The organism is Massilia sp. Masssp93, assembly GCF_059491295.1.
This window is the reverse complement of record NZ_CP168502.1, coordinates 908,436-929,934: the sequence shown is the minus strand read 5'-3', so window position 1 is coordinate 929,934 and position 21,499 is coordinate 908,436. Positions and strand designations below refer to the sequence as shown.

Annotated in this window: 20 protein-coding genes; 13 read left to right on the top strand and 7 right to left on the bottom strand. The window is 68.3% G+C overall.

The genetic code is table 11. The features are described from left to right. Window position 1: 1 nt before the first annotated feature. Genes ACEN9Q_RS04045 through ACEN9Q_RS04035 form a run of 3 tightly spaced genes read right to left on the bottom strand, consistent with a single transcriptional unit; the run spans window position 2 to window position 2,265 of the window. Window positions 2-1,576 carry an ExeA family protein gene (locus ACEN9Q_RS04045; protein WP_495628911.1) on the bottom strand — a complete coding sequence of 525 codons (1,575 nt, stop codon included), beginning with the start codon at window positions 1,574-1,576 and terminating at the stop codon, window positions 2-4. Between the two features lie 15 nt (window positions 1,577-1,591). Continuing rightward, window positions 1,592-2,098: a hypothetical protein gene (locus ACEN9Q_RS04040; RefSeq protein ID WP_056440606.1), complete on the bottom strand. Its 507-nt coding sequence runs from the start codon at window positions 2,096-2,098 to the stop codon at window positions 1,592-1,594. After that, complete coding sequence (locus ACEN9Q_RS04035; RefSeq protein WP_056440609.1) at window positions 2,080-2,265, bottom strand: hypothetical protein; 186 nt, start codon at window positions 2,263-2,265, stop codon at window positions 2,080-2,082. Before ACEN9Q_RS04035 ends, ACEN9Q_RS04040 begins: the two co-directional genes overlap by 19 nt. 321 nt (window positions 2,266-2,586) lie before the next feature. Here ACEN9Q_RS04035 and ACEN9Q_RS04030 point away from each other — a divergent pair, with 321 nt between their 5' ends. From ACEN9Q_RS04030 to ACEN9Q_RS03970, 13 genes are all read left to right on the top strand, one after another. Continuing rightward, window positions 2,587-3,963, top strand: coding sequence for a GIN domain-containing protein (locus ACEN9Q_RS04030; RefSeq protein ID WP_495627455.1), 1,377 nt, complete (start codon window positions 2,587-2,589; stop codon window positions 3,961-3,963). Window positions 3,964-3,979: 16 nt separating this feature from the next. Further along, window positions 3,980-4,354: a hypothetical protein gene (locus ACEN9Q_RS04025; protein WP_495627454.1), complete on the top strand. Its 375-nt coding sequence runs from the start codon at window positions 3,980-3,982 to the stop codon at window positions 4,352-4,354. A 56-nt stretch (window positions 4,355-4,410) separates the two neighbouring features. Continuing rightward, entirely contained in the window at window positions 4,411-6,366 is a 1,956-nt protein-coding gene (locus tag ACEN9Q_RS04020) for a CocE/NonD family hydrolase (RefSeq protein WP_495627453.1), read from the top strand. 148 nt (window positions 6,367-6,514) lie between these two features. Continuing rightward, entirely contained in the window at window positions 6,515-7,384 is an 870-nt protein-coding gene (htpX, locus tag ACEN9Q_RS04015; protein WP_056440617.1) for a protease HtpX, read from the top strand. Further along, window positions 7,381-8,511 (top strand): AI-2E family transporter, encoded by a 1,131-nt coding sequence (locus ACEN9Q_RS04010; protein ID WP_495627452.1) that lies wholly within the window; start codon window positions 7,381-7,383, stop codon window positions 8,509-8,511. The genes htpX and ACEN9Q_RS04010 overlap by 4 nt, the downstream gene beginning before the upstream one ends. 65 nt (window positions 8,512-8,576) lie before the next feature. After that, entirely contained in the window at window positions 8,577-9,452 is an 876-nt protein-coding gene (locus ACEN9Q_RS04005) for a glucosamine kinase nucleotide-binding domain-containing protein (RefSeq protein ID WP_495627451.1), read from the top strand. Window positions 9,453-9,463: 11 nt separating this feature from the next. Continuing rightward, window positions 9,464-10,573 carry an N-acetylglucosamine-6-phosphate deacetylase gene (nagA, locus tag ACEN9Q_RS04000; RefSeq protein ID WP_495627450.1) on the top strand — a complete coding sequence of 370 codons (1,110 nt, stop codon included), beginning with the start codon at window positions 9,464-9,466 and terminating at the stop codon, window positions 10,571-10,573. After that, window positions 10,566-11,576 (top strand): SIS domain-containing protein, encoded by a 1,011-nt coding sequence (locus tag ACEN9Q_RS03995; RefSeq protein ID WP_200958298.1) that lies wholly within the window; start codon window positions 10,566-10,568, stop codon window positions 11,574-11,576. The genes nagA and ACEN9Q_RS03995 overlap by 8 nt, the downstream gene beginning before the upstream one ends. Before the next feature lie 6 nt (window positions 11,577-11,582). Further along, a complete protein-coding gene (locus tag ACEN9Q_RS03990; protein WP_495627449.1) occupies window positions 11,583-13,067 on the top strand; it encodes a glycoside hydrolase family 3 N-terminal domain-containing protein in 1,485 nt (494 codons plus the stop codon). Window positions 13,068-13,259: 192 nt separating this feature from the next. After that, a complete protein-coding gene (locus ACEN9Q_RS03985) occupies window positions 13,260-14,558 on the top strand; it encodes a tetratricopeptide repeat protein (protein WP_495627448.1) in 1,299 nt (432 codons plus the stop codon). Window positions 14,559-14,697: 139 nt separating this feature from the next. Further along, a complete protein-coding gene (locus ACEN9Q_RS03980; RefSeq protein WP_495627447.1) occupies window positions 14,698-15,765 on the top strand; it encodes a flavodoxin family protein in 1,068 nt (355 codons plus the stop codon). Window positions 15,766-15,829: 64 nt separating this feature from the next. Beyond that, window positions 15,830-16,570 carry a GntR family transcriptional regulator gene (locus tag ACEN9Q_RS03975; protein WP_056440630.1) on the top strand — a complete coding sequence of 247 codons (741 nt, stop codon included), beginning with the start codon at window positions 15,830-15,832 and terminating at the stop codon, window positions 16,568-16,570. 23 nt (window positions 16,571-16,593) lie between these two features. After that, entirely contained in the window at window positions 16,594-16,872 is a 279-nt protein-coding gene (locus ACEN9Q_RS03970; protein WP_307188982.1) for a hypothetical protein, read from the top strand. Window positions 16,873-16,876: 4 nt separating this feature from the next. On the opposite strand, the gene ACEN9Q_RS03965 is transcribed toward ACEN9Q_RS03970, so the two are convergent. From ACEN9Q_RS03965 to ACEN9Q_RS03950, 4 genes are all read right to left on the bottom strand, one after another. After that, a complete protein-coding gene (locus ACEN9Q_RS03965) occupies window positions 16,877-17,659 on the bottom strand; it encodes an SDR family oxidoreductase (RefSeq protein ID WP_056440693.1) in 783 nt (260 codons plus the stop codon). A 150-nt stretch (window positions 17,660-17,809) separates the two neighbouring features. Continuing rightward, the gene (locus tag ACEN9Q_RS03960) at window positions 17,810-20,554 is read right to left on the bottom strand and encodes a M16 family metallopeptidase (protein ID WP_495627446.1); all 2,745 of its coding nucleotides are present in this window, start codon (window positions 20,552-20,554) and stop codon (window positions 17,810-17,812) included. A 70-nt stretch (window positions 20,555-20,624) separates the two neighbouring features. Beyond that, the gene (locus ACEN9Q_RS03955; protein WP_056440694.1) at window positions 20,625-21,074 is read right to left on the bottom strand and encodes a CBS domain-containing protein; all 450 of its coding nucleotides are present in this window, start codon (window positions 21,072-21,074) and stop codon (window positions 20,625-20,627) included. An 81-nt stretch (window positions 21,075-21,155) separates the two neighbouring features. After that, window positions 21,156-21,497 (bottom strand): DUF3579 domain-containing protein, encoded by a 342-nt coding sequence (locus ACEN9Q_RS03950; RefSeq protein ID WP_056440633.1) that lies wholly within the window; start codon window positions 21,495-21,497, stop codon window positions 21,156-21,158. Between the last annotated feature and the right edge of the window lie 2 nt (window positions 21,498-21,499).

Genomic DNA, 21,499 nt, shown 5'->3' with positions numbered 1-21,499 from the left:
ATCATTTTCCCGTGGCTGCCAGCAGATGCGGCTCGTCGACGCCGGACAGCTGGTTCAGGCGCATATAGGTGCGCGGACCGGCCAGGCCGTCCGCCTTCAGGTTCTGCTTGACCTGGAACGCGCGCAGCAGGCGCAGCGACGGCTCGTCCAGGACCTGCCCGGCGGGCGGCGCCGCGTGCTTGCCGTCCAGTTCCGCCAGGCGGGCGGCGATCCAGTCGACGTCCGGGCCGCGGTCGCCCGGCCCCACCTGGTCGCGGAAACCGCGCGGCACTTTCCACAACGTCGTGTACTCGCCGTCGACGCGGGTTGCCAGCGCGCCCAGGCTCACCGAATGGGGCTGGCCGTCGATGGTGAGGGTGGCGCTGCCGTCGTCCATGCCGGTCAGCACGGCGTAGCCGACCTTGGCGCCGTCGTGCAGGGCGATGATGGCCGGCCGGTCGAGCAGGCGCAGTTCGTACAGCCCGCCGCGGCCCTGGTAGCAGCGCAGGCCGAGGCGCGGGGCGCCGTCGCACGGCGCGCCGGCCGGCAGTTGCTGGCCCCACAACGCCCCCAGTTCGCGCAGCGCATCGTTCTGCGGGGACAGCGCCAGCGGCCTGGCCGGCGCGCCGCCCTGTGCCCGCGCGGGCATGGGTGCGGCGGCAGGCGCCGGCGGCGGATTGTGCGGGACGGCCTGCCAGGCCGCCGCGCTGATCGCCGCACCGGCCAGCACGCCGCCGGCGACGAGCGGCCAGCGCATCGGCTTGCGCGGCGCGGCGGCCGCCGCGCCCTCGCCGGCGAACACTTCGCGCGCGGCGCGGCGCAGGATCTTCGGCGTCACCTCGCGGCTGTTCTCGACGTACGCCCCGAGCAGCGCGCGGTCGCACAGCAGGTTGATGCGGCGCGGCACGCCGTCCGTCAGGCGGTGGATCTGCGGCACCAGCGCAGCGGGAACGGGCGCCGCGCCCTGCACGCCCGCGACGGCCAGCCGGTGCGCGACATACGCGCCCGTGTCGGAGGCCGACAGGGGGCCCAGGTGATAGCGGGCGATGACGCGCTGGGCCAGTTGCTCCAGTTCCGGCCGCGCCAGCATCGCGCGCAATTCCGGCTGGCCGATCAGGATGATCTGCAGGAGCTTGCGCTCGCTCGTCTCGAGGTTCGTCAGCAGCCGCAACTGCTCCAGCACCTGGGCCGACAGGTTCTGCGCCTCGTCGATCACGAGCACGTTGTTGTGGCCGCGCGCGTGGCTTTCCAGCAGGTAGGCGTTGATCGCGTCGACATAGGCTTTGACGCCGGCCGCGGGCGCGACCCCGATGCGGAATTCGTCGCAGATCGTCTGCAGCAGCTCTTCGACCGTCAGCTTCGGATTGAAGATATAGGCCAGGCGGCAGTCGTCCGGCACCTGTTCGATGAAGCAGCGGCAGACGGTCGTCTTGCCGGCGCCGATCTCGCCCGTGAGCAGCACGAAGCCGCCGCCGCTGCCTATCCCGTACAGCAGGTGCGCGAGCGCCTCGCGGTGGCGCTCGCTCATGAACAGGTAACGCGGATCGGGCGCGATCGAGAACGGCGCCTGCTTCAGATGAAAGTAATTTGTGTACATACCCATAGCAAAGGCTTACCGGCGCGGCGGCAGCGGTTTGAACTTCGCGCAGTATATTTTGCTTTTGGCATTGTAGTAAGCGATCGTACTGCCGGGGACGGATACGCGCAAAGGGTAAGGCGACGCATCGGCCGCCACATGGCGCACGCCGGCCGCCTTGCGGACGTCCTGCTCCAGCTCGTCCGGCGCCACCTCGGCGACGGCGCCCAGGAACACCCATTCGCTCGTGTCGTCGCTGACCATGACCTCGGTGACGGGCGCGCCCCACAGCGTCGTCTCGCCCGTGCGGAACCAGTATGCGCCGCCCTCGTGCTTGTAGGCCGGGCCGAAATGGGTCTTGAGCCAGGAATAGAAATACGCGTTGTCGAGATGGTCGTGGCACAGCAGCGCCGCGCCGATGACGGGGGCGAACGTGGACGGCTGCTTGTCCTGCGTTTGCGCGTGCGCCGTCCCGGCGAGCGTCAGCGCCAGTGCGAGCGGGGCCGCCCGCCGGCGCAGCGAGGTCACAGCTTGGACAGCCATGCGCGGTTGGCGGCGATCTTCGCCTTCACCGAGGCCGGCAGGGCTTCGTAACAGCCCGGATGCTGTTTGAGCGCATGCTCGCGCACTTCCTTTTCCAGGCCGTTGACGATGAAAACATAAACGGCGGCACCTTCCGCATTCTTGCGAGTGCCCATGTAGCGAATCACGATGGTCTCCTTGACGTGCCGCCCATTATGACATTCGCCCCCCGTTCCGGCCACGGCCGTGCGGCAGCCGTGCGTCGGGATGGGCTGCTGATCATGACCGGGCAGGCGCGGTCGTTGCGCTTGAGCCACATTCAGACGGCGCCGCGGCCGCGCTGCGTGGACAGACTGTCATGTTTTCCACGGCCGGGCGGGCCGCCGTCCGCCCCCTGTTTTGCGCAGCCTGTCCCGCGTTTTCGCGCATTCGTCGAAAGGCGGCTGCGCCGGGGTGCCGCATGCCGTATGGTGCAATCTCCCGGCACCGCCACACGACAACGACACATCATGAAAAACGCCCTCAAGCTCACCGCCCTCGCCGCCGCGCTCGCGGCCGCCGCCATCGCCACGACGCCCGCCTCGTTCGCCCAGCCGCAGGACGCGGGCGCCGGCGCCGCCACCGAACAGCGTGCGGTGACGGCGTTTTCCGCGATCGAGCTGGCGGGTCCCTACCACGTGGTGATCGACGCGCAGGCGAAGCCGGCGCTGGCGCTGACGGGCGAGCGCAAGCAGCTGGCCGAGGTCGAGACCGTCGTGCGCGGCGATACCCTCGTCGTGCGGCCGGTGCAGCGCAACGGCTTCTTCTTCAGTTTCGGCAAGCGCCGCGAGACGGTCACCGTGCACATCGGCGCCAGCGCACTGAAACGCCTGACGGTGGCCGGCAGCGGCGACGTCGACATCGACCGCATTGCCGGCGATCGCTTCACCCTCGCCGGCAACGGTCCCGGCGACGTCCACGCGAGCGGCGCCGTGCGCCAGTTGGCCGTGACGAGCAGCGGCAGCGGCGACCTGGACCTGCGCCGCCTGAAAGCGGCCGACGTCGACCTCGCGATGAACGGTCCCGGCGACGTGCAGCTGGCGGACGTGGCCAGCACCCTCGCCGTGCAACAGGGCGGCTCGGGCGACCTGCAGGCGGACGGCCTGCGCACCAGCAAGGTCACGGCGCGCATGCGCGGTCCGGGCGACGTCAAGCTGTCCGGCACGAGCCGCGAACTGGACCTCGAGATGTCCGGCTCGGGCGATTTCGAAGGCTGCGACCTGCGGATCGACGGCGCCGCGCACAGCGTGCAGCGGGGACCGGGCAATGCCTGCATCGCGGGCACCGTGCGCAAGTTCGACGGCGAAGTGGACGGTTCCGGCGAGCTGGCCGTGCGCGGCCTGCAGGCGGCGACGGCGCAGTTGCACATGAACGGACCGGGCAACGCCGCGCTGGCCGGCACGGTGGGCGACCTGACCGTCGACATCGGCGGCTCGGGCGACCTCGACGCCGGCGGCCTCAAGGCGGGCAAGGCGACGGTGCGCGGGCGCGGTCCGGGCGGCGTCACGCTGGCGAACGTGGGCGACACGCTCGACGCGGAACTGAGCGGCTCCGGCGGCCTCACGGCGAACCTGTCCGCCAGGCGCCTGCTGCTGCGCATGAACGGTCCGGGCGACGTCCGCATCGACGGCAACGTGGCGCAGGTCGATGCGCAGCTGTCGGGATCGGGCAGCCTGGATGGCCACGGCCTGACGGCGGGCCATGCGGACATCGCCGTGCACGGGCCGGGCAGCGCCAGCGTCAACGTCGTCGACACCGCCGGCAGCAGCGCCCGCGCCAACGCGAAGACCGTCGGACGCGGCCAGTTGCTGCTGGTCGACCGCAGCGGTTCGCACACGTCCCGGTAACGCAAGGCGCCGCATCATGCTGTCCGTGTTCGCCCGCCTGAAACGCTGCCTCGCGCCGGCGCCCGGACCCGCCGTGTGCGTCTTCCAGGACCGTTTCGCCACGCCGGGCATCGTCGTGCCGTGGGACGACGTCAGCCGCGTGCTGGCCCATGCGGACGCGGACGGCATGCGCATCGAAGTGCGCGCCGCGCACCTCGAGGACCCCGTCGTGCTGGCCGACACGCAGCCCGGCTTCGACGCCTTCGTGCGCATGGCCGACCGGCGCCTGGCCTTCCCGCTCGCGTGGTGGGAGGCGCTGCCGCGCGCGCGCCGCGTGGTGCTGTTCGAGGCCGCGCTGCGCGAAGTCCGGCGCGCCGATCCGCATCCCGCGCCGCGCAGCGCCCACGGCTGATGCCGCGATCCTTGTGCTAATGTAGCGGCGCCGCCTACGACACGCCAAGGATCCCGATGACGCCAATCCCAGTCCGCCCCGCGCTCCGCCTGTCATCGCTGCTCGGCGCCCTGGCGCTCGCCGGCCTGGCCCACGCCCAGTCGGCCCCGCAATATCCCGCCCTGCCCTCCGAGACCCCGGCCGAATTCACGCCGCCGAACGCCGGCTTCAATTACGTCAAGCGCACGGTGATGATCCCGATGCGCGACGGCACGAAGCTGAACACCATCATCGTCGTGCCCAAGGGCGTGCGGAACGCGCCGATCCTGCTGACGCGCACGCCGTACGACGCGGCCAGCCTCGTGAACCACGCGGAGAGTTCGGACCTGGAAACGATCCTGACCGGCTACGACAACGCGGCCGACGTCATCGCGGAAGAAGGCTATATCCGCGTCGTGCAGGACGTGCGCGGCAAGTACGGCTCGGAAGGCGACTATGTGATGAACCGCCCGCTGCACGGGCCGCTGAACCCGACGCCCGTCGACCACTCGACGGACACGTGGGACACCATCGAGTGGCTGACCAAGAACGTCCCGGAAACCAACGGCCGCGTGGGCATCATCGGCATTTCCTACGACGGCTTCCTGCCGCTGATGGCGCTCGTGAATCCGCACCCGGCGCTGAAGGTCGCGGTGCCGATGAACCCGATGGTGGACGGCTGGATGGGCGACGACTGGTTCCACAACGGCGCCTTCCGGCAGATCAATATGTCGTACATCCTCGAGCAGGTCGTCACGCGCGCCAACACCGCCAAGTGGCCCGTCACGAACTACGACGACTACGACATGTACATGCGCGCCGGTTCGGCCGGCAGCCTGGGACGCGAACGGGGCCTGGAACAGAGCGGCTTCTGGAACAAGCTCGTCGCGCATCCATCGTATGACGACTTCTGGCAGCAGCAGGCGATGGACCGAATCCTCGCCCGCCAACCCGTCACGGTGCCGACCCTGCTCGTGCACAGCCTGTGGGACGCGGAAGACATCTACGCCGCCATCGCCGTGTGGAAGGCGATCAAGCCGCACGATACGGAGAACAAGGTGTTCCTGTCGCTGGGCCCGTGGTCGCACGGCGGCGCCATCGGCGACGGCAGCACGCTCGGCACGCTGAAGTTCGGCAGCGACACGGCGCTGTACTGGCGCCAGCAGGTGTTGAAACCGTTCCTCGCGCGCTACCTGAAAGGCGACACCACCGTCCCCGCGATCCCCACGGTGACGGCGTTCGAGACGGGCACGAACAAGTGGCGCAACCTCGCCGCGTGGCCCAGCGGTTGCAACGCCGGCTGCGCCATCGAACCGGCCGTGCTGCGCCTCGCGGCGGGCCAGAAAGCCGTCCTCGGCGGCCCCGCCGACGCGCACGGCTATGACGAATACGTGTCCGATCCCGCGAAGCCCGTGCCGTTCCGCCAGCGCCCCATTCCGCCGTACGGCTACGACGAGACGAAGGGCCAGACGTGGCCGCGCTGGCTCGTCGACGACCAGCGCGAAGCCTCCGGCCGCACCGACGTGGCGACGTTCGTGTCCGACGTGCTGGCGGCGCCCGTCAAGATCAGCGGCGAGCCCGTCGCCCACCTCGTCGCCTCGACGAGCGGCACCGATTCGGACTGGGTCGTCAAGCTGATCGACGTGTACCCTGACCAGGTGGGCGCGCAACCGGCGATGGGCGGCTACCAGCTGATGATCGCCGGCGACATCTTCCGCGGCCGCTACCGCGACAGCTTCGCCACGCCAAAGGCGCTGGCGCCGAACAAGGCACTGCCTTACCGCTTTGCCCTGCCGACGGCGAACCACGTGTTCCTGCCCGGCCACCGCATCATGGTGCAGGTGCAGTCGAGCTGGTTCCCGCTGTACGACCGCAATCCGCAGACCTTCGTGCCGAATATCTTCTTCGCCCGGCCGGGCGACTACAAGAAGGCCACCCAGCGCATCTACCACAGCAGCTACGTCGAACTGCCGCTGGTGCGGGCGGCGCAGTGACGGGCGGCGTGCGCAACCTGTAGAATCATATTTTTTCGAAGAAATCCTTCCAGATACTTCGCTTTTTCAAGATTCGTCATTGCCCTATCCTTCGCCTTGACAACGGCCTTCGAGGCCATGATTCTTGTTACCGATGAGAGATACGACCATGAAACGAATCCTGCTTTTCCTTGCCACCAACCTCGCCATCATGCTCGTGCTGGGCATCACGGCGAGCCTGCTCGGCGTCGACCGCTACCTGACGGCCAAGGGCCTGAACCTCGGCGCCCTGCTCGTCTTCGCCGGCCTGATGGGCTTCGGCGGCGCCTTCATCTCGCTGTGGCTGTCCAAGCCGATCGCGAAATGGACCACGGGTGCGCGCGTGATCGAGCAACCTGCCAACGCGACCGAGCGCTGGCTCGTCGACACGGTCGCGGACCAGGCCCGCAAGGCCGGCATCCCGACGCCGGAAGTGGCCATCTACGAGGGCGCGCCGAACGCGTTCGCCACCGGCGCGACGAAGAACGCGTCGCTCGTCGCCGTGTCGACGGGCCTGCTCACCTCGATGACGCACGATGAAGTGGAGGCCGTGCTGGCGCACGAAGTGGCGCACGTCGCGAACGGCGACATGGTGACGCTCACCCTGATCCAGGGCGTCGTGAACACGTTCGTGATCTTCCTGGCGCGCGTCGTCGCGTATGCCGTCGACCAGTTCCTGCGCCGCGACGGCGAGGAGCGCGGCCCCGGCCTCGCGTTCACGATCACGTCGGTCGTGTGCGACCTGCTGTTCGGCCTCGTGGCCAGCATCATCGTCGCGTGGTTCTCGCGCAAGCGCGAATACCGCGCCGACCGCGGCGCCGCGCAGATCATGGGCACGCCGCGCCCGATGATCGCCGCGCTGCAGCGTCTCGGCGGCATCGATCACGCCGACCTGCCGAAGAACCTGGCGGCATCGGGCATCGCCGGCGGCGGCGTGCTGGCCCTGTTCAGCAGCCACCCCTCGTGCGAGGACCGCATCGCGGCCTTGCGGCACGCATGACGGACCGCCGCACCAGCACGCTCGTGGCGCCGGCGCTGTTCGCGCTGGCGCTTGCCGTCCTCCTGCAGCACTTCCTCGGCGCGCTGGCCTGGGCCGGCCTGCTCGCCGTCATCACCTGGCCCGCGCACGTGCGCCTGCAGGCGCGCGGCTGGCCGCCGGCCGCCAGCGCGGCAATCCTCGTCGGCCTGCTCATCCTCGGTTTCGTGGGCCCGTCGCTGCTGCTGCTCGATACGCTCGGCGGCGAACTGGCCGGCGTGCAGCGCCTGCTCACGCGCCTCAACGAGACCGGCGTGCCGGTGCCCGCGTGGCTCGCGCGGCTGCCTCTCGTCGCCGAACACGCCACCCAATGGTGGAACGAACATCTGGCCTTGCCCGGCGGCCTGAATCGCCTCGTCGGCAGCGCGGCCGGCGACTTCGCCCCGCACCTGACGGGCGCCGCGCGCATCTGGGGGTCGACGATCCTCGCCAACGCGCTGTACCTGTTCCTCGCCCTGCTCACCCTGTTCGTGCTGTACCTGCACGGGCCCGCCGCCATCCGCCACGTCGACACCGCCGGCATGCGTGCGCTGCCGCGCCAGTATCCGATGCTGCGCCGCGTGTTCCCGCTGTCCGTGCGCGGCACGGCGCTGGGCCTCGTCTCGGTCGCCATCCTCGAAGGCTGCGTGCTGGGCGCCGCCTACGCCATCGCGGGCGCGCCGGCGCCGGCGCTGCTGGCCGTCTTCACGGGCTATCTCGCGCTCGTGCCGGGCGGCGCGCCGCTGTCGTTCTCGCTCGTCGCGCTGCTGCTGCTGGGCCAGGGCCATTCCGGCGCCGCGCTCGGGCTGTTCTGCTGGGGCGCGTTCGAGCTGTTCATGGTCGACAAATTCATCCGCCCCAAACTCATCGGCCGGCGCGTCAACCTGCCCTTCCTCGCCGTGCTGTTCGGCCTGCTCGGCGGCGTGTCGACGCTCGGCGTCATCGGCCTGTTCGCCGGGCCGTTCATGATGGCGATCCTGTTCGAGTGGCTGCGCGGCGATGAGGACGACAATACCGCACTGAATACCAATTCAATGCATTTTTCTGGCTCTCCAATCAGCAAAAACGAGACCAGTTCGCCGCCGCCCGGGCAACGCGACAATACCAATTAAATACCTGTTGACAAGCCTATCAGTGCTGCCTATAGTGCCCTGACTTTCCCGGCACAGCATTCACTATGATCGACTATCTCATCGGCGTCGACGGCGGCGGCACCGGCACCCGCGTGCGCATCGCACGGCGCGCGCCCGACGGCGCCGCCGAACTGGCCCAGGGCGCCAGCGGCCCGTCCGGCCTGGGCCTGGGCATCGCCCGCGCCTGGGCGGCCGTCCAGGAAGCCGTCGCCCAGGCGTTCGCCGCGGCCGGCATCGCGCCGCCGCCCCCGGACCGCATGGCCATCGGCCTCGGCCTGGCCGGCGTGCACAATCGCCAGTGGGCGCAGGAATTCGAAGCGTTTGACCCCGGCTACGCCGCGCTCGTCCTCGAAACGGACGCGTTCACGACGCTCATGGGCGCGCATGGCGGCCGGCCCGGCGCCATCGTCGCCATCGGCACGGGCAGCGTCGGCGAAGTCCTGCTGCCCGACGGCACGCGGCGCGAAGTGGGCGGCTGGGGCTTCCCCGCCGGCGACGAAGCGAGCGGCGGCTGGATCGGCCTCGCCGCCGTCAACCACATCGAACAGGTATTGGACGGACGCCGTCCCGCGAGCAGCTTCGCCACCGACGTGATCGAAGCCTGCGGCGGCAACCGCGCCGCCATCCAGGTCTGGCTCGGCAAGGCCACGCAGACGACGTATGCGAGTCTGGCACCGCTGGTGCTCAGGCATGCCGACGATCCGGCCGCGCGCGCCATCCTGACGAAGGCCGGCGACGAAGCGGCCGCCATCGCCCGCGCGCTCGACCCCGACGGCACGCTGCCGCTCGCGCTGTGCGGCGGCTTGGGTAGCGCCCTGCGCGACTGGCTCCCGCCCGCGCTCGCGGCCCGCGCGAGCGCGCCCGCCGGCGATTCGGCACGCGGCGCACTGCGCCTGATCGAGCTGCACCTCGCGGCATGAAAGGATTCCCCATGCAAGGCAATATCCTGACCCCGGACGGCTGGATCCGCGGCCGCCTCCACATCGGGGACGGCGCCGCGACGATCGCCGCCATCGACGGCGCGGCGGCCGATCCGGCATCCAATCCGGACGACTATATCCTCCCCGGCTTCATCGACCTGCACGTGCACGGCGGCGCCGGGCGCGACATGATGGAAGGCGGCGACGCCCCGCACGTGATCGCGCGCCTGCACGCCCGGCACGGCACGACGAGCCTGCTGGCCACGACGATGACCGCGCCGCTGGACGACATCGACCGCGCGCTCGCCGCGATCGGCGGCGCGTGCGAACAGCGCGGCAAGGGCGAGGCCCGCATCCTCGGCGTGCACCTGGAGGGGCCGTACATCAACTCCGGCAAACTGGGGGCGCAACCGCCGTTCGCACGCGAAGCAAGCATGACGGAGGTCGAGCGTTTCAACGCGCAGGCGCCGCTGCGCCTCATCACCGTGGCGCCCGAAGTCGACGGCCACCTGGCCCTCGTGCGCAAGATGGCCGACGCCGGCATCCGCGTCCAGATCGGCCACACGAACGGCAACTACGACGACGGCGTGCGCGCGCTGGAACACGGCGCGGCCGGCTTCACCCACCTGTTCAACGCGATGCCGGGCCTGCACCACCGCGACCCCGGCATGGTCGGCGCGGCGCTCGCGCATGCGCAGTACGCCGAGATCATTCCCGACCTGCTGCACGTGCACCCCGGCGCCATCAAGACCGCGCTGCGCTGCATCCCGCACCTCTACTGCGTGACGGATTCCACGGCCGCCGCCGGCATGCCGGACGGCCAGTACATGCTGGGCCGCCAGGTCGTCCACAAATGCATGGGCGGCGTGCGCCTCGCGGACGGCACGCTGGCCGGCAGCACGCTCACGATGGACCAGGCGCTGCGCAACCTGGTATCCATCGGGCTCGATCTCGCCGACGCCGCCCGCCGCGTGTCGACCAACGCCGCCGACTACCTGGGCGAGACGCGCCGCGGCCGCATCGCGCCGGGCTGCTTCGCCGACCTGGTCGTCCTCGACCGCAACCTGAACCTGAAAACCGTTTATATCGAAGGAGAGCCCCGTGACCTCGCTGATGCTTGAAGAAGCCGTATCCGCGGCCGACTGCGTCGCCCTGCAGTTGTCGAACGACGCCGAGCGCTACGCGGCCCTGGGCCATCACCTGCGCAGCGCGCCCTTCCACAACGCGGTGACGGTGGCGCGCGGCAGTTCGGACCATGCGTCGGGCTACCTCGCCTACCTGATCATGGCGCGCATGGGCCGCCTGGTGACGTCGCTGCCGATGTCGCTCCTCACCCTGTACAAGGCGCCGCTGCAGGCGGCCGGCACGCTCGCGGTGTCGATCTCGCAGTCCGGCCAGAGCCCGGACGTGGTGGAACCGATGCGCTACTTCCGCGCCGGCGGCGCGACGACGGTGGCGCTCGTGAACGACATCGATTCGCCGCTCGCGCACGAAGCCGAATGGGCGCTGCCGCTGCGCGCCGGGAAGGAGCACAGCGTCGCCGCGACGAAGAGCTTCATCACGAGCCTGACGGCCGGCGCGCGCCTCGTGGCCGAGTGGCAGCAGGACGACGAACTGAAAGCCGGCCTGGCCGCGCTGCCGGACGCGTTGCGCCAGGCCGCGCACACCGACTGGTCGGCCGCGCTGGGCGTGCTGGCCCCGGCGCGCAACATCATGGTCGTGGGCCGCGGCATCAGCTTCCCCATCGCGCTGGAAGCGGCGCTGAAATTCAAGGAGACGTCCGCGCTGCAGGCCGAGGCGTTTTCCGGCGCCGAGATCAAGCACGGCCCGATGGCATTGATCGACGACGGCTATCCGCTGCTGATCTTCGCCACGCGCGGCCCCACGCAGGCGGGCCTCGTCGCGCTGGCCGACGAGATGCGCGGCCGCGGCGCGCGCGTGCTGCTCGCCGCGCCGACGGACGTGCCGTCGCGCGACCTCGACCTGCCGGTCGCGAGCTGCCCGGACCTCGACCCGATCGTCGCGATCAACGCGTTCTACGTGATGGCGGCGCACCTGGCGAAGGCGCGCGGGCTCGATCCGGACAAGCCGCGCCACCTGAACAAAGTCACGAAGACGCACTGACCACCGATGCACACGAACGATTTGCGCCGACTGGCGGGCCGGCTGATCATGATCCGGCTGTTCGGCACGGCACTCGATGCCGATACGGCCGACTTCATCCGCGCCAACCGCATCCGCGGCGCGTGCCTGTTCCGCCAGAACATGGTCGACGCCGCGCAGCTGGCGCGCTTCACCGGCGACCTGAAAAACGCGATGGGCGAGGAAGCGCTGATCGCGCTCGACCAGGAAGGCGGCGCCGTCGTGCGCGCGCTGTGGGTGCCCCCGCCGCCATCCGCGATGGCGCTGGGCGCCGCCGGCGACGCGGCCCTCGCGCGCGACGTGGGCGCGGCCGTGGCGCGGGCGATCCGCGCGCTCGGCTTCAACTGGAACTTCGCGCCCGTGCTGGACCTGAACAACAATCCGCAGAACCCGGTCATCGCCGAGCGCTCGTTCGGCGCCGATCCGGCGCAGGCGACCAGGCTGGCGCTCGCGTGGATGGCCGGCAGCGAGAGCGAAGGCGTGGCCTGCTGCGTCAAGCACTTCCCCGGCCACGGCGACACGCACGTCGACTCGCACCGCGACCTGCCCACGGTGAACAAACCCTTGGCGGAACTGGAGCGCTTCGAATTCGCGCCGTTCCGCGCGGCGGCACCGCACGCACCCGCTGTGATGACGGCGCACATCGTCTACCCCGCCCTCGACGCGGACCATCCGGCCACGATGTCGCGCGCGATCCTGCACGACCTGCTGCGCGCGCAATGGGGTTATGAAGGCGTGATCATCACGGACGGCATGGACATGCATGCGATCGCGCACCGCTACGGCGCCGGCGAGGCCGCAGTGAACGCGCTGGTGGCCGGCGCCGACATGGTGATGGCCATCGGCAGCCGCGCCACGCAGGAAGAGACCATAGCCGCCATCGCCGCCGCCATCGCGGACGGCCGCCTGCCGCTGAACGAGGTGCACGCGCGGCTGGCCCGCCTGGACGGCCTCGCGCACGCGCATCCGGCAGCAGCCGTGCCGTACGCCACGGAGGACGCGGACCGCGCGCTGATGGCGCAAGCCTGGCGCCGGGCACTGACGGCGCGCGGCAATCCGCACAGGCCCGCGCCGCAGGCCAGGGTGCGCCTGGTGGCGCGCCAGGACGTCGTCAGCGACGGCGTGTCGGAAGCGGGCGTGCCGGCCGGCGCCATCGCGGCGATGCTGCAACGGCTGTTCGACGTCGACCTCGTGACGTTCGCGGATGCGGAAGCCTTCGACTGGAACGCCCTGCCGGACGACGGACGCTTCACGATCCTCGCGTCGACCTCGCGCCGCCGCTACGGCCCGCACGCCCGCGCCACGTGGGCGCCGGACCTGCATCTCGCGCTGTGGAATCCGTACCAGGCGCTCGACTTCGCGGCGCCCGCGCTGCTGACGTACGGCTTCGCGCCGCCCGCGCTGGACGCCGTGCAGGCGTGGCTGGCCGGCGCCGCCGAAGCGCCCGGCCACTGCCCCGTGCCGGGCTTTTGACGGTGCGGGGTAACGCATTGTAACGAGGCCGCGCGCACCCGCACGGCTCGGGCACAATTGTCACACCCATCAGCAGTTTGTGGGAGAATGCACGCTTTGTCCGAGTTCGGCACCAGGCACCGTCGGCGTATGTATCCAGAGCAACCAGCGGTGCAACCTTATCGTCATTAAAGAGTAAGAGAGGATTTTTCAATGTCCCAATTCCGTTTTGCCCGCCTCGCCCTGCTGCTGGGCGCCCTCGGCCTGAATGCCGCGCCGGCCCTGATGCACAACGCGTCGGCGCAGGACAAGAACGCGCCGGCTGCCCAGCCGAAGCCGGACACGGTCCGCCCGGAACTGTACAAGCTGCTCGACCCGGCCCAGATCAAGCCGCTGATGGACGCGAAGAACTACACCGAGGTGCAGAACCGCATCACGCAAGCGGAAGCGTTCCCCGACAAGACCCCGTACGAAACCTATGTGCTGAACCGCATGAAGCTGTCGCTCGGTACGTCGACCGGCAACGACAAGATGGCGATGGACGCGCTGGAAGCGATCCTGGCCTCGGGCAAGCTGTCGGAGGCGGACAAGCCGAACTTCATTCAGGCGCTGGCGACCTACTACTACAACGCCAAGAACTACCCGAAGGCGATCGAGCTGTACAAGCAGATCCAGGCGTCCGGCAAGGCGTCGGACCAGATCAACTCGGCGCTGATCCGCGCCTACTACCTGAGCGGCGACTACGCGTCGGCGCTGAAGGCGCAGGAGCCGGTGCTGCAGGCCGCGGAACAGGCCGGCAAGACGCCGACGGTGGAAGACCTGCGCCTGTACGCGTCCGCCGCGAACAAGGTCAAGGATGACGCGGCCTACCTGCGCGGCCTGGAAAAACTGGTCGCCTACTATCCGAACGACGATTACTGGACCGACCTGATCCACCGCGGCATCGTGCGCAAGCCGGGCTTCGCCGACACCAGCATCCCGGACGTGCTGCGCCTGGAATTCGCGGCCGTCAAGCAGATGTCGGGCGACGCCTATACGGAACTGGCCGAGCTGGCCCTGAAGGACGGCTTCCCGACCGAGGCGAAGAAAGTCGTCGACGCCGGCTTCGCGGCCGGCGTGCTGGGCACGGGCAGCGGCGCCGCCAAGGACCGCCAGCTGCGCGACCGCGCCACCAAGGAAGCCGCGAGCGACGCCAAGAACATCGCGGCGGGCGAAGCGGGCGCCAACAAGGCCAAGACCGGTGCCGGCCTCGTCAACCTGGGCTGGGCCTACGCGACGATGGACCAGTACGACAAGGGCATCGGCTTCATCCAGCAGGGTATCGCCAAGGGCGGCCTGAAGTCGCCGGACGAAGCGAAGCTGCGCCTGGGCATGGCCTATGCGAAAGCCGGCCAGAAAGACAAGGCCATCGCCACCTTCCAGGAAGTGAAAGCCGGCGGCGGCCTGGCGGACACCGCCAAGTACTGGATCCTGCTGCTGAACCATCCGAGCGGCGCGGCGGCAGCCAAGTAATTCCCGGCGGGGCCAGCCCCGTGGACGAGGCGGCGCGGACTCACGTTCGCGCCGCTTTTTTTCGTCTGTGTGAATCAGCGTACGGGCACAGCCGGCCCGGCGGCGGATAATCGCCGCACCACTTTCCGAAAGGCCGGCCATGAGCACCGTACGCAAGGGACAGGCGCCCGCGAAGCTGAACCGCAACGAATTCCACCTCGTCTTTGCGCGCGACTTCTACGATCCCGCCTACCAGGCCGTGGCGCGGGAACTGGCGGCCGTCGAGGAAGTCGCGTGGCAGAACTACATCGGCTCGCACAAGGCGCCCGTCACCGTCAAGGCGGGCCCCGGTTTCGCCGACCCCGACTACGACCTGTCGGTCGAATGGAAAGAAACGCACGACCGCCTGCGCGCGGCCGAGGCGCGCCAGAAGGACCCGGCGACGCCGAGCCGCATCCTGCTGATCAACGGCGCGGCCCGCAACGACGGCAGCTGCCCGGGCGAGGTCTCGAAGACGTGGCGCCTCGCGAAGCTGTGCGAGGAGACGCTCGCGGCGGAAGGCGTGGAGACCGACCTGCTCGACCTGTCGCGCATCATCTCCGACTACGACCGCCACATCCATCCGTGCAAGGCCTGCGTGTCGACGGCCATGCCGCTGTGCCACTGGCCCTGCAGCTGCTATCCGAATCATTCGCTGAACCAGGAGAACGACTGGATGAACGAGATCTACGAGCGCTGGGTCCAGGCGCACGGGATCATCATCGTCACGCCCGTCTACTGGTATCAGTCGCCGTCGATACTGAAGCTGATGATCGACCGCCTCGTGTGCGCGGACGGCGGCAATCCCGACCCGACGTCCACCCACGGCAAGGATGCGGAAAAAGCCAAGGCCCTCGAGACAGACTGGTCCTATCCGAAACACCTCGCCGGCCGCGTCTACGGCGTCGCCGTGCATGGCGACGTGGCCGGCATCGAAGGCACGCGGCGCTCGCTGTCCGACTGGCTCGACTGGATGGGCCTGATCGACGCGGGCCCTGCAGCCCAGCTCGACCGCTACGTCGGGTATTACGAATCGTATGCGGACAGCCATGACACGCTGGACCGGGACACGGCCTTCCAGCAAGAGGTGCGCAACGTGGCGCGCGCCGTGTCCGCCGGCGTCGCGGCCGTGCGCTCGGGCAAGCTGCTGCAGCCTGACCGCAAGCTGGCCAATCCGCGGCCGAAGTAGGAGGCCGGCAGGCGGTCTTTTTTTGGTATCATCGAGGCTTCGTCCGTCCTGTCGACCTTCCCGCATGTCCCACCTCGCGCAGTTGATGCACCAGCTCTCCGCCACCAGCAACCTGCCGCTCTACCAGCAATTGCAGCGCGCCCTGCGCGACGCGATCGACCGCGGCGTCTACGGCCCGGCGGAAGCCCTGCCGGCCGAGCGCCAGCTCGCCGCCGAACTGGACATCTCGCGCATCACCGTGCGCAAGGCCATCGACGGCCTCGTCGAGGAAGGCCTGCTCGTGCGCCGCGCGGGTTCGGGCAATTTCATCAACACGCGCATCGAAAAGAATTTCGCCAAGCTGACGTCGTTTTCGGAAGACATGCGCTCGCGCGGACGCACGCCGCGCAGCGTGTGGCTCAAGCGTTCGGCGGGGACGGTGACGCCGGAGGAAGCGCTGCGCCTGCGCCTGTCGCCGGGCGCCGCCGTCTACCGCTTCAACCGCATCCGCTACGCCGACGATATGCCGATGTGCCTGGAATACGCGACGATCGCGGCCTCCGCCCTGCCCTCGCTGGACGCGGTGGACGTCTCGATGTACGAAGCGCTGGAAGCGAACGGCAAGCGCCCCGTGCGCGCCCTGCAGCGCCTGTCCGCCCTGCTGCTGAACGCCGAACAGGCGAAGCTGCTGCAATCGAAGGAAGGCGATGCGGGCCTGTGCGTGGAGCGGCTGGGCTTTTTGCCGGACGGGCAGGCGGTGGAATTCTGCCGCTCGTACTTCCGCGGCGATATGTACGACTTCGTGGCCGAGCTGAGCGCCGGCTGATACAACCCATTCAAAGAACCACCATGACCGAACTGACCTACGAAGCCTACCTGGACGAAGTCACCACGCTGCTGACCGAACTCTACGACCTGGACGACGCCACCGCCATCAAGCTCGTCGTCGACGCGCAGTCCGCCGAGTATTTTTCGCCGCACGACGATCATCCGGCGATGCGGACGCTCACGCGTGCGCGCGAGGATGCCGTCGCGTTGTACAAGGCGCGCCAGGCGCGCGTCGATACCCAGGCAAAGCAGCAGCGCGCCGCGCGCCGGAAGACCCCGCCGCGCAACGGCCGCGGGTAGGCGCTCAGATTGCCGTCAGGCCGCCATCGATCGCGAGCTGGTGGCCGGTCACGAACGACGCCTGCTCCGAGCACAACCACAGCGCCGCATTGGCGATCTCGGCCGGATCGGCGATACGGCCCATCGGGTGCGCCGACTTCAGCTTCTTGTCACGCCCCGGCTCGCGCTCGAGCATGCGCGCCAGCATCGGCGTCTTGACTGCGCCCGGGCAGATGCTGTTGATGCGGATACTGTCCTTGGCATATTCCACGGCCGCGCTCTTGGTCAGGCCGACGACGGCGTGCTTGGACGCCGAGTAGATCGCGCGGTGCGGTGCCGCGACGAGGCCGCCGGCATCGGCGATGTTGACGATCACGCCGCCGCCTTCCTGCTTCAGCATCTGGCGCAGCTGGCTCTTCATGCACAGCCAGACGCCCTTGACGTTGACGCTCATGATGCGGTCGAACTGGTCGTCGTCGCCCTCGGCCAGCGGCAGGTATTCTTCCTCGACGGCGGCGCCGTTGACGGCGCAGTCGATGCGGCCGTAATGGCCGACCGCCTTGTCGATCAGGGCCTCGACGTCCGCCGGGACCGTGACATTGGCTTTAACAAACAGCGCCTTGCCGCCCGCTTCGACGATCAGGGCCGCGGTCATGTGGCCGCCGTCGACCGACGTGTCGGCGATGACGACGCAGGCGCCCGCGCGCCCGAATGCCAGCGCCGTCGCGCGACCGATGCCGCTGGCGCCTCCGGTTACCAGCACAACCTTGCCGGCATACGAAATGCCACTCGGTGTCTGCTTGGTCATGCCCTTCATCATGCTTCCTTTTCAATAGCTTGACGCAATCTTTGCTTCCTATGAGCAATACTGCGTTAAGGCAACATGATAGCGCCCGTGCCGGGCATTGACCAAGTTTCTCGACACTTCGGCCGGATAATGAACGACCGAGTGTTGCAATCAGGGTGCAGGTTTCACTTTTGCCTTGTCTCCAGCCATGACGACGGACATTTTCGCCGGGTCGACCGCCTTGCGGAACGCCGCGTTCAGCTGGGGCAACGTGACGGCCATCAGGTGTTTTTCGAACTCGGCCGACCATGCGTACGTACGGCCTCGGTACATGTACGCGGTCCAGCCGGCCGCCAGTGCGCCGTCGTCGGCACGATTCTGGATCCGTTGTTGCATCAGACCCGACTTGGCGCCTGCGAGTTCCGCATCCGTGAAGCCATCCTTGAGCACGCGCGCGAGTTCTTCGCGTACGGCGGCGTCGACCTTGGCGAGGTTTTGCGGCGCGGCGATGGCGTTGATCGCGAACATGCCGGCACGGTCGAGGTCGCCGGCCGCCAGGTTCGAGCCGACGCCATAGGACAGGCCGTCTTTCTGGCGGATGCGGTCCATCAGGCGCGACCGCAGGCCGCCGCCGCCGAAGATGTAGTCGGCCAGCATGAGGGCCGGATAATCCGGGTCGTCGACGTTCAGGTCGAGGTTGATCCGCGCCGTGTAATAGCCGTTTTCCTTGTCGGGCGTATTGAGGAATTCGTGGATGGGCGCGATGTCGCCATTCTTGCGCAGCACGGGCGCCACGTGCATCGGGGCTTTCCACTGGCCGAACAACTGGTCGATGAGCGGCACGACGGCCTGGGCATCGAAATCGCCGACGATGGACATTTCCGCCGGCACGGTGCCGTAATAATCGTGGTGGAAGGCCTTGACCTGGTCCAGCGTGGCGCCCTTGAGGTCGGCAAGATCTTCATCGTACGTCGTTTCGTGGCGAATATCGCCCTTGGGATAGATGTCGAAATGCTCATTCAGCGCGCGCGACGCCACGCTGGTCGGCTCGCTGCGGCTGGCCTGCAGCCCGACGATCGCTTGCTGGCGCAATTGCTCGAATTCGTTGGCCGGGAAGCTGGGTTCGCGCAGCACGTGGGCGACGAGTTTCAGGGCTTCCGGCAGGTTTTCGCGCGTCGTCTGGAAATGCGTGACGCTGCCGGAAATCTTGAGCTTGTCGAACGCGTCGGCCAGGTGCACGCGGTCGTACTTCGTCGTGCCGCGCATCAGCATCGCGGACGTCAGGCCGGGCAGCGCGCCCTTGCCGAACAGGTTCTGCTCGTCGCCGACGTGCTGGCGCAGGTCGACGGTGACCGTCTGGCCGCGATTCTTCTTGGGCAGCAACGCCAGCTTCACGCCGCCGGCCGTCGTCAGCGTGGTGCGCTTCATGATGTTTGCCTGGCTGGGATCGAAATCCTCGGCGCTCAGCGTGGATGCCTTCGGCTTGAAATCCTTCAACAGGCTTTGCACGCTGGGCGCGGGCGGGATCACGGCGCGCTGCGGATTATCGTCCGGGATGAATTCGCCCGTCACGCGGTTGTCGCGCTTGAAATAGCGGCCCGCTGCTGCCGCGATCTGTTCCGACGTAATCTTGTCGATGCGGTCGCGGCCGACGAAGAACAGGCGCCAGTCGCCCAGCGCGATGACTTCCGACAAGGCGAGGCCCACCTGCTGCGGGTCGTTCAGGCTGCGCTCGAATTCATTCAGGAAGCTGCGTTTGGTGCGTTCCATTTCTTCCGGCGTCGGCGGGTTCTTGGCGAACTCTTCCACGGCCTGCGTGAGCGCGGCGCGCACGGGTTCGAGCGGCGCGTCTTTCTTGACGACCGCGCCGAAGAATTGCAGGCCGGGCGCATAGCCCGTCTGGCCATAGGCGAACACCTGGCTCGCCTTGCCGGTCTCCACGAGCAGCTTGTGCAGGCGGCCCGTCGGCGCATCGCCGAGGATGGTCGATGCGAAACTCAGCGCGTCGCTGTCGTCGTGCAGGCCGGACGGCACCTTGTAGCCGAGCGCGACGATCTGCACGTCGCCCTGGCGCCGCACGGTGAAGGTGCGGTCGCCGTCCTGCGTGGGTTCGACGGTCCAGAATTCCGGCAGCGTGCGCTTGGGTTTCGGCACCGCGCCGAACAGGCGGTTAATCGACAACAAAGTCTTCGCGGGATCGAACTTGCCCGCCACGAGCAGCACGGCGTTATCGGGCTGGTAATACGTGTGATAGAAATTCTGCAGATTCGTGATCTTGACGTTCTCGATGTCGCTCTTGTTGCCGATCGTGGACCGTCCATACGCATGCCAGTCGTACGCCACGCTCTGCATGCGCTTCATGAGGACGGCACCCGGCGAATTCTCGCCGTTCTCGTACTCGTTGCGCACGACCGTCATCTCCGAATCGAGATCCTTCTTGGCGATATTGGAATGCGTCATGCGGTCCGCTTCCATGCCCAGCGCCCAGTTCAGGTTGTCGTCCGACGCCTGGAACACTTCGTAATAATTGGTGCGGTCGAGCGACGTCGTGCCGTTGAACTGCATGCCGCGGTCCTGGAACTGGCGCGTGATGTCCGGATGTTTGGGGCTGCCCTTGAACATCAGGTGTTCGAGCAGGTGGGCCATACCGGTCTCGCCATAATTCTCGTGGCGCGAGCCGACGAGGTACGTCACGTTGACGGTCACGGTCGGACGCGAGGAGTCGGGGAACAGCAGGACTTTCAGCCCGTTCGGCAGGCGGTATTCCGTGATGCCCTCGACGGAGGGGCCTTGCACGACGCCCTTGGGCAGGTCGAACGCCCAGGCGCTGCCCGTCGCGATGAAGGCGAGGCCGCCAACGACGGCATAAGTCGTCAAACATGCGGCGGCGCCGCGCTGGAAAAACGTCGAGCTCATAGTACTCCGTCTGTAAGAACCATTGTCCGTGGGACATGGTAACAGACGGGGACTTAGGCGAGCCTTACCCTCATTGCCGCGTACGCCGTTCGTGCTGTTGCTGGTAGGGGCTGATGCGGGCGAGGTCTTCCATTTCCTCGGCCAGGAAGCCGAGCAGGTCGTCGGCGCTGACGATGCCGACGAGGCGCCCGCCCTCGCCCACCACCGGCACCCGGCGGATGCCGCGCAGGCGCATGCGTTCGATGGTATTGGTGACGTCATCGTGCTCGTCGGCGGTGAGCAGGTCGTCCGTCATGATGTCGCCCACCTGCAATCCGCCCGGATCGAGGCCGAGGGCGACGACGGAGACGACGATGTCGCGGTCCGTGACGATGCCGGCCGGCGTGGGGACGCTGTCCGCGGCGTCGACGACGACGATGTCGCCCACGTGATGTTTGCGCATGAGAAAGGCCGCGCCCTGCACGCTTTCGTCGCGCGCGCAGAATACGGTGTCGACCGTGCAGAGTTTTCCGACTTCCATGGCCAGCTCCAACGTCAGATGCTTACGCTATCCTTGGAGCATAGTGCAGGTTGGCGATAAATCAAACCCGCGCGGCGTCGATCAGGATGCCTTGTTTTCTGCCGGGGGAACGAAGCACGCCTCGACGACTTGCAGGTCGTTGTCTTTGGCGAAATTGCACACGAAGTGGTAGGCCAGCGGTTCGATGCTTTTGAGGGCATTGTTCACGACGACAGCCTTGACGCCGTTGACGACGGTCGGGTGCACGTACGGCGAAAACTTGAGGTGGGCGTTCGGTCCGCCGCTTCCGGCCGGCCGGAAGCACGACATGACGCCGCACAGACGTTCGGCCCAGTCACTCGGGCGGAACTGCCTGCCCTTACTTGTCACGCCGAGAATGAAGAATTCGTCGGCGCCTTTCCCGGTTTGCGGTGAGTCGGCCATAG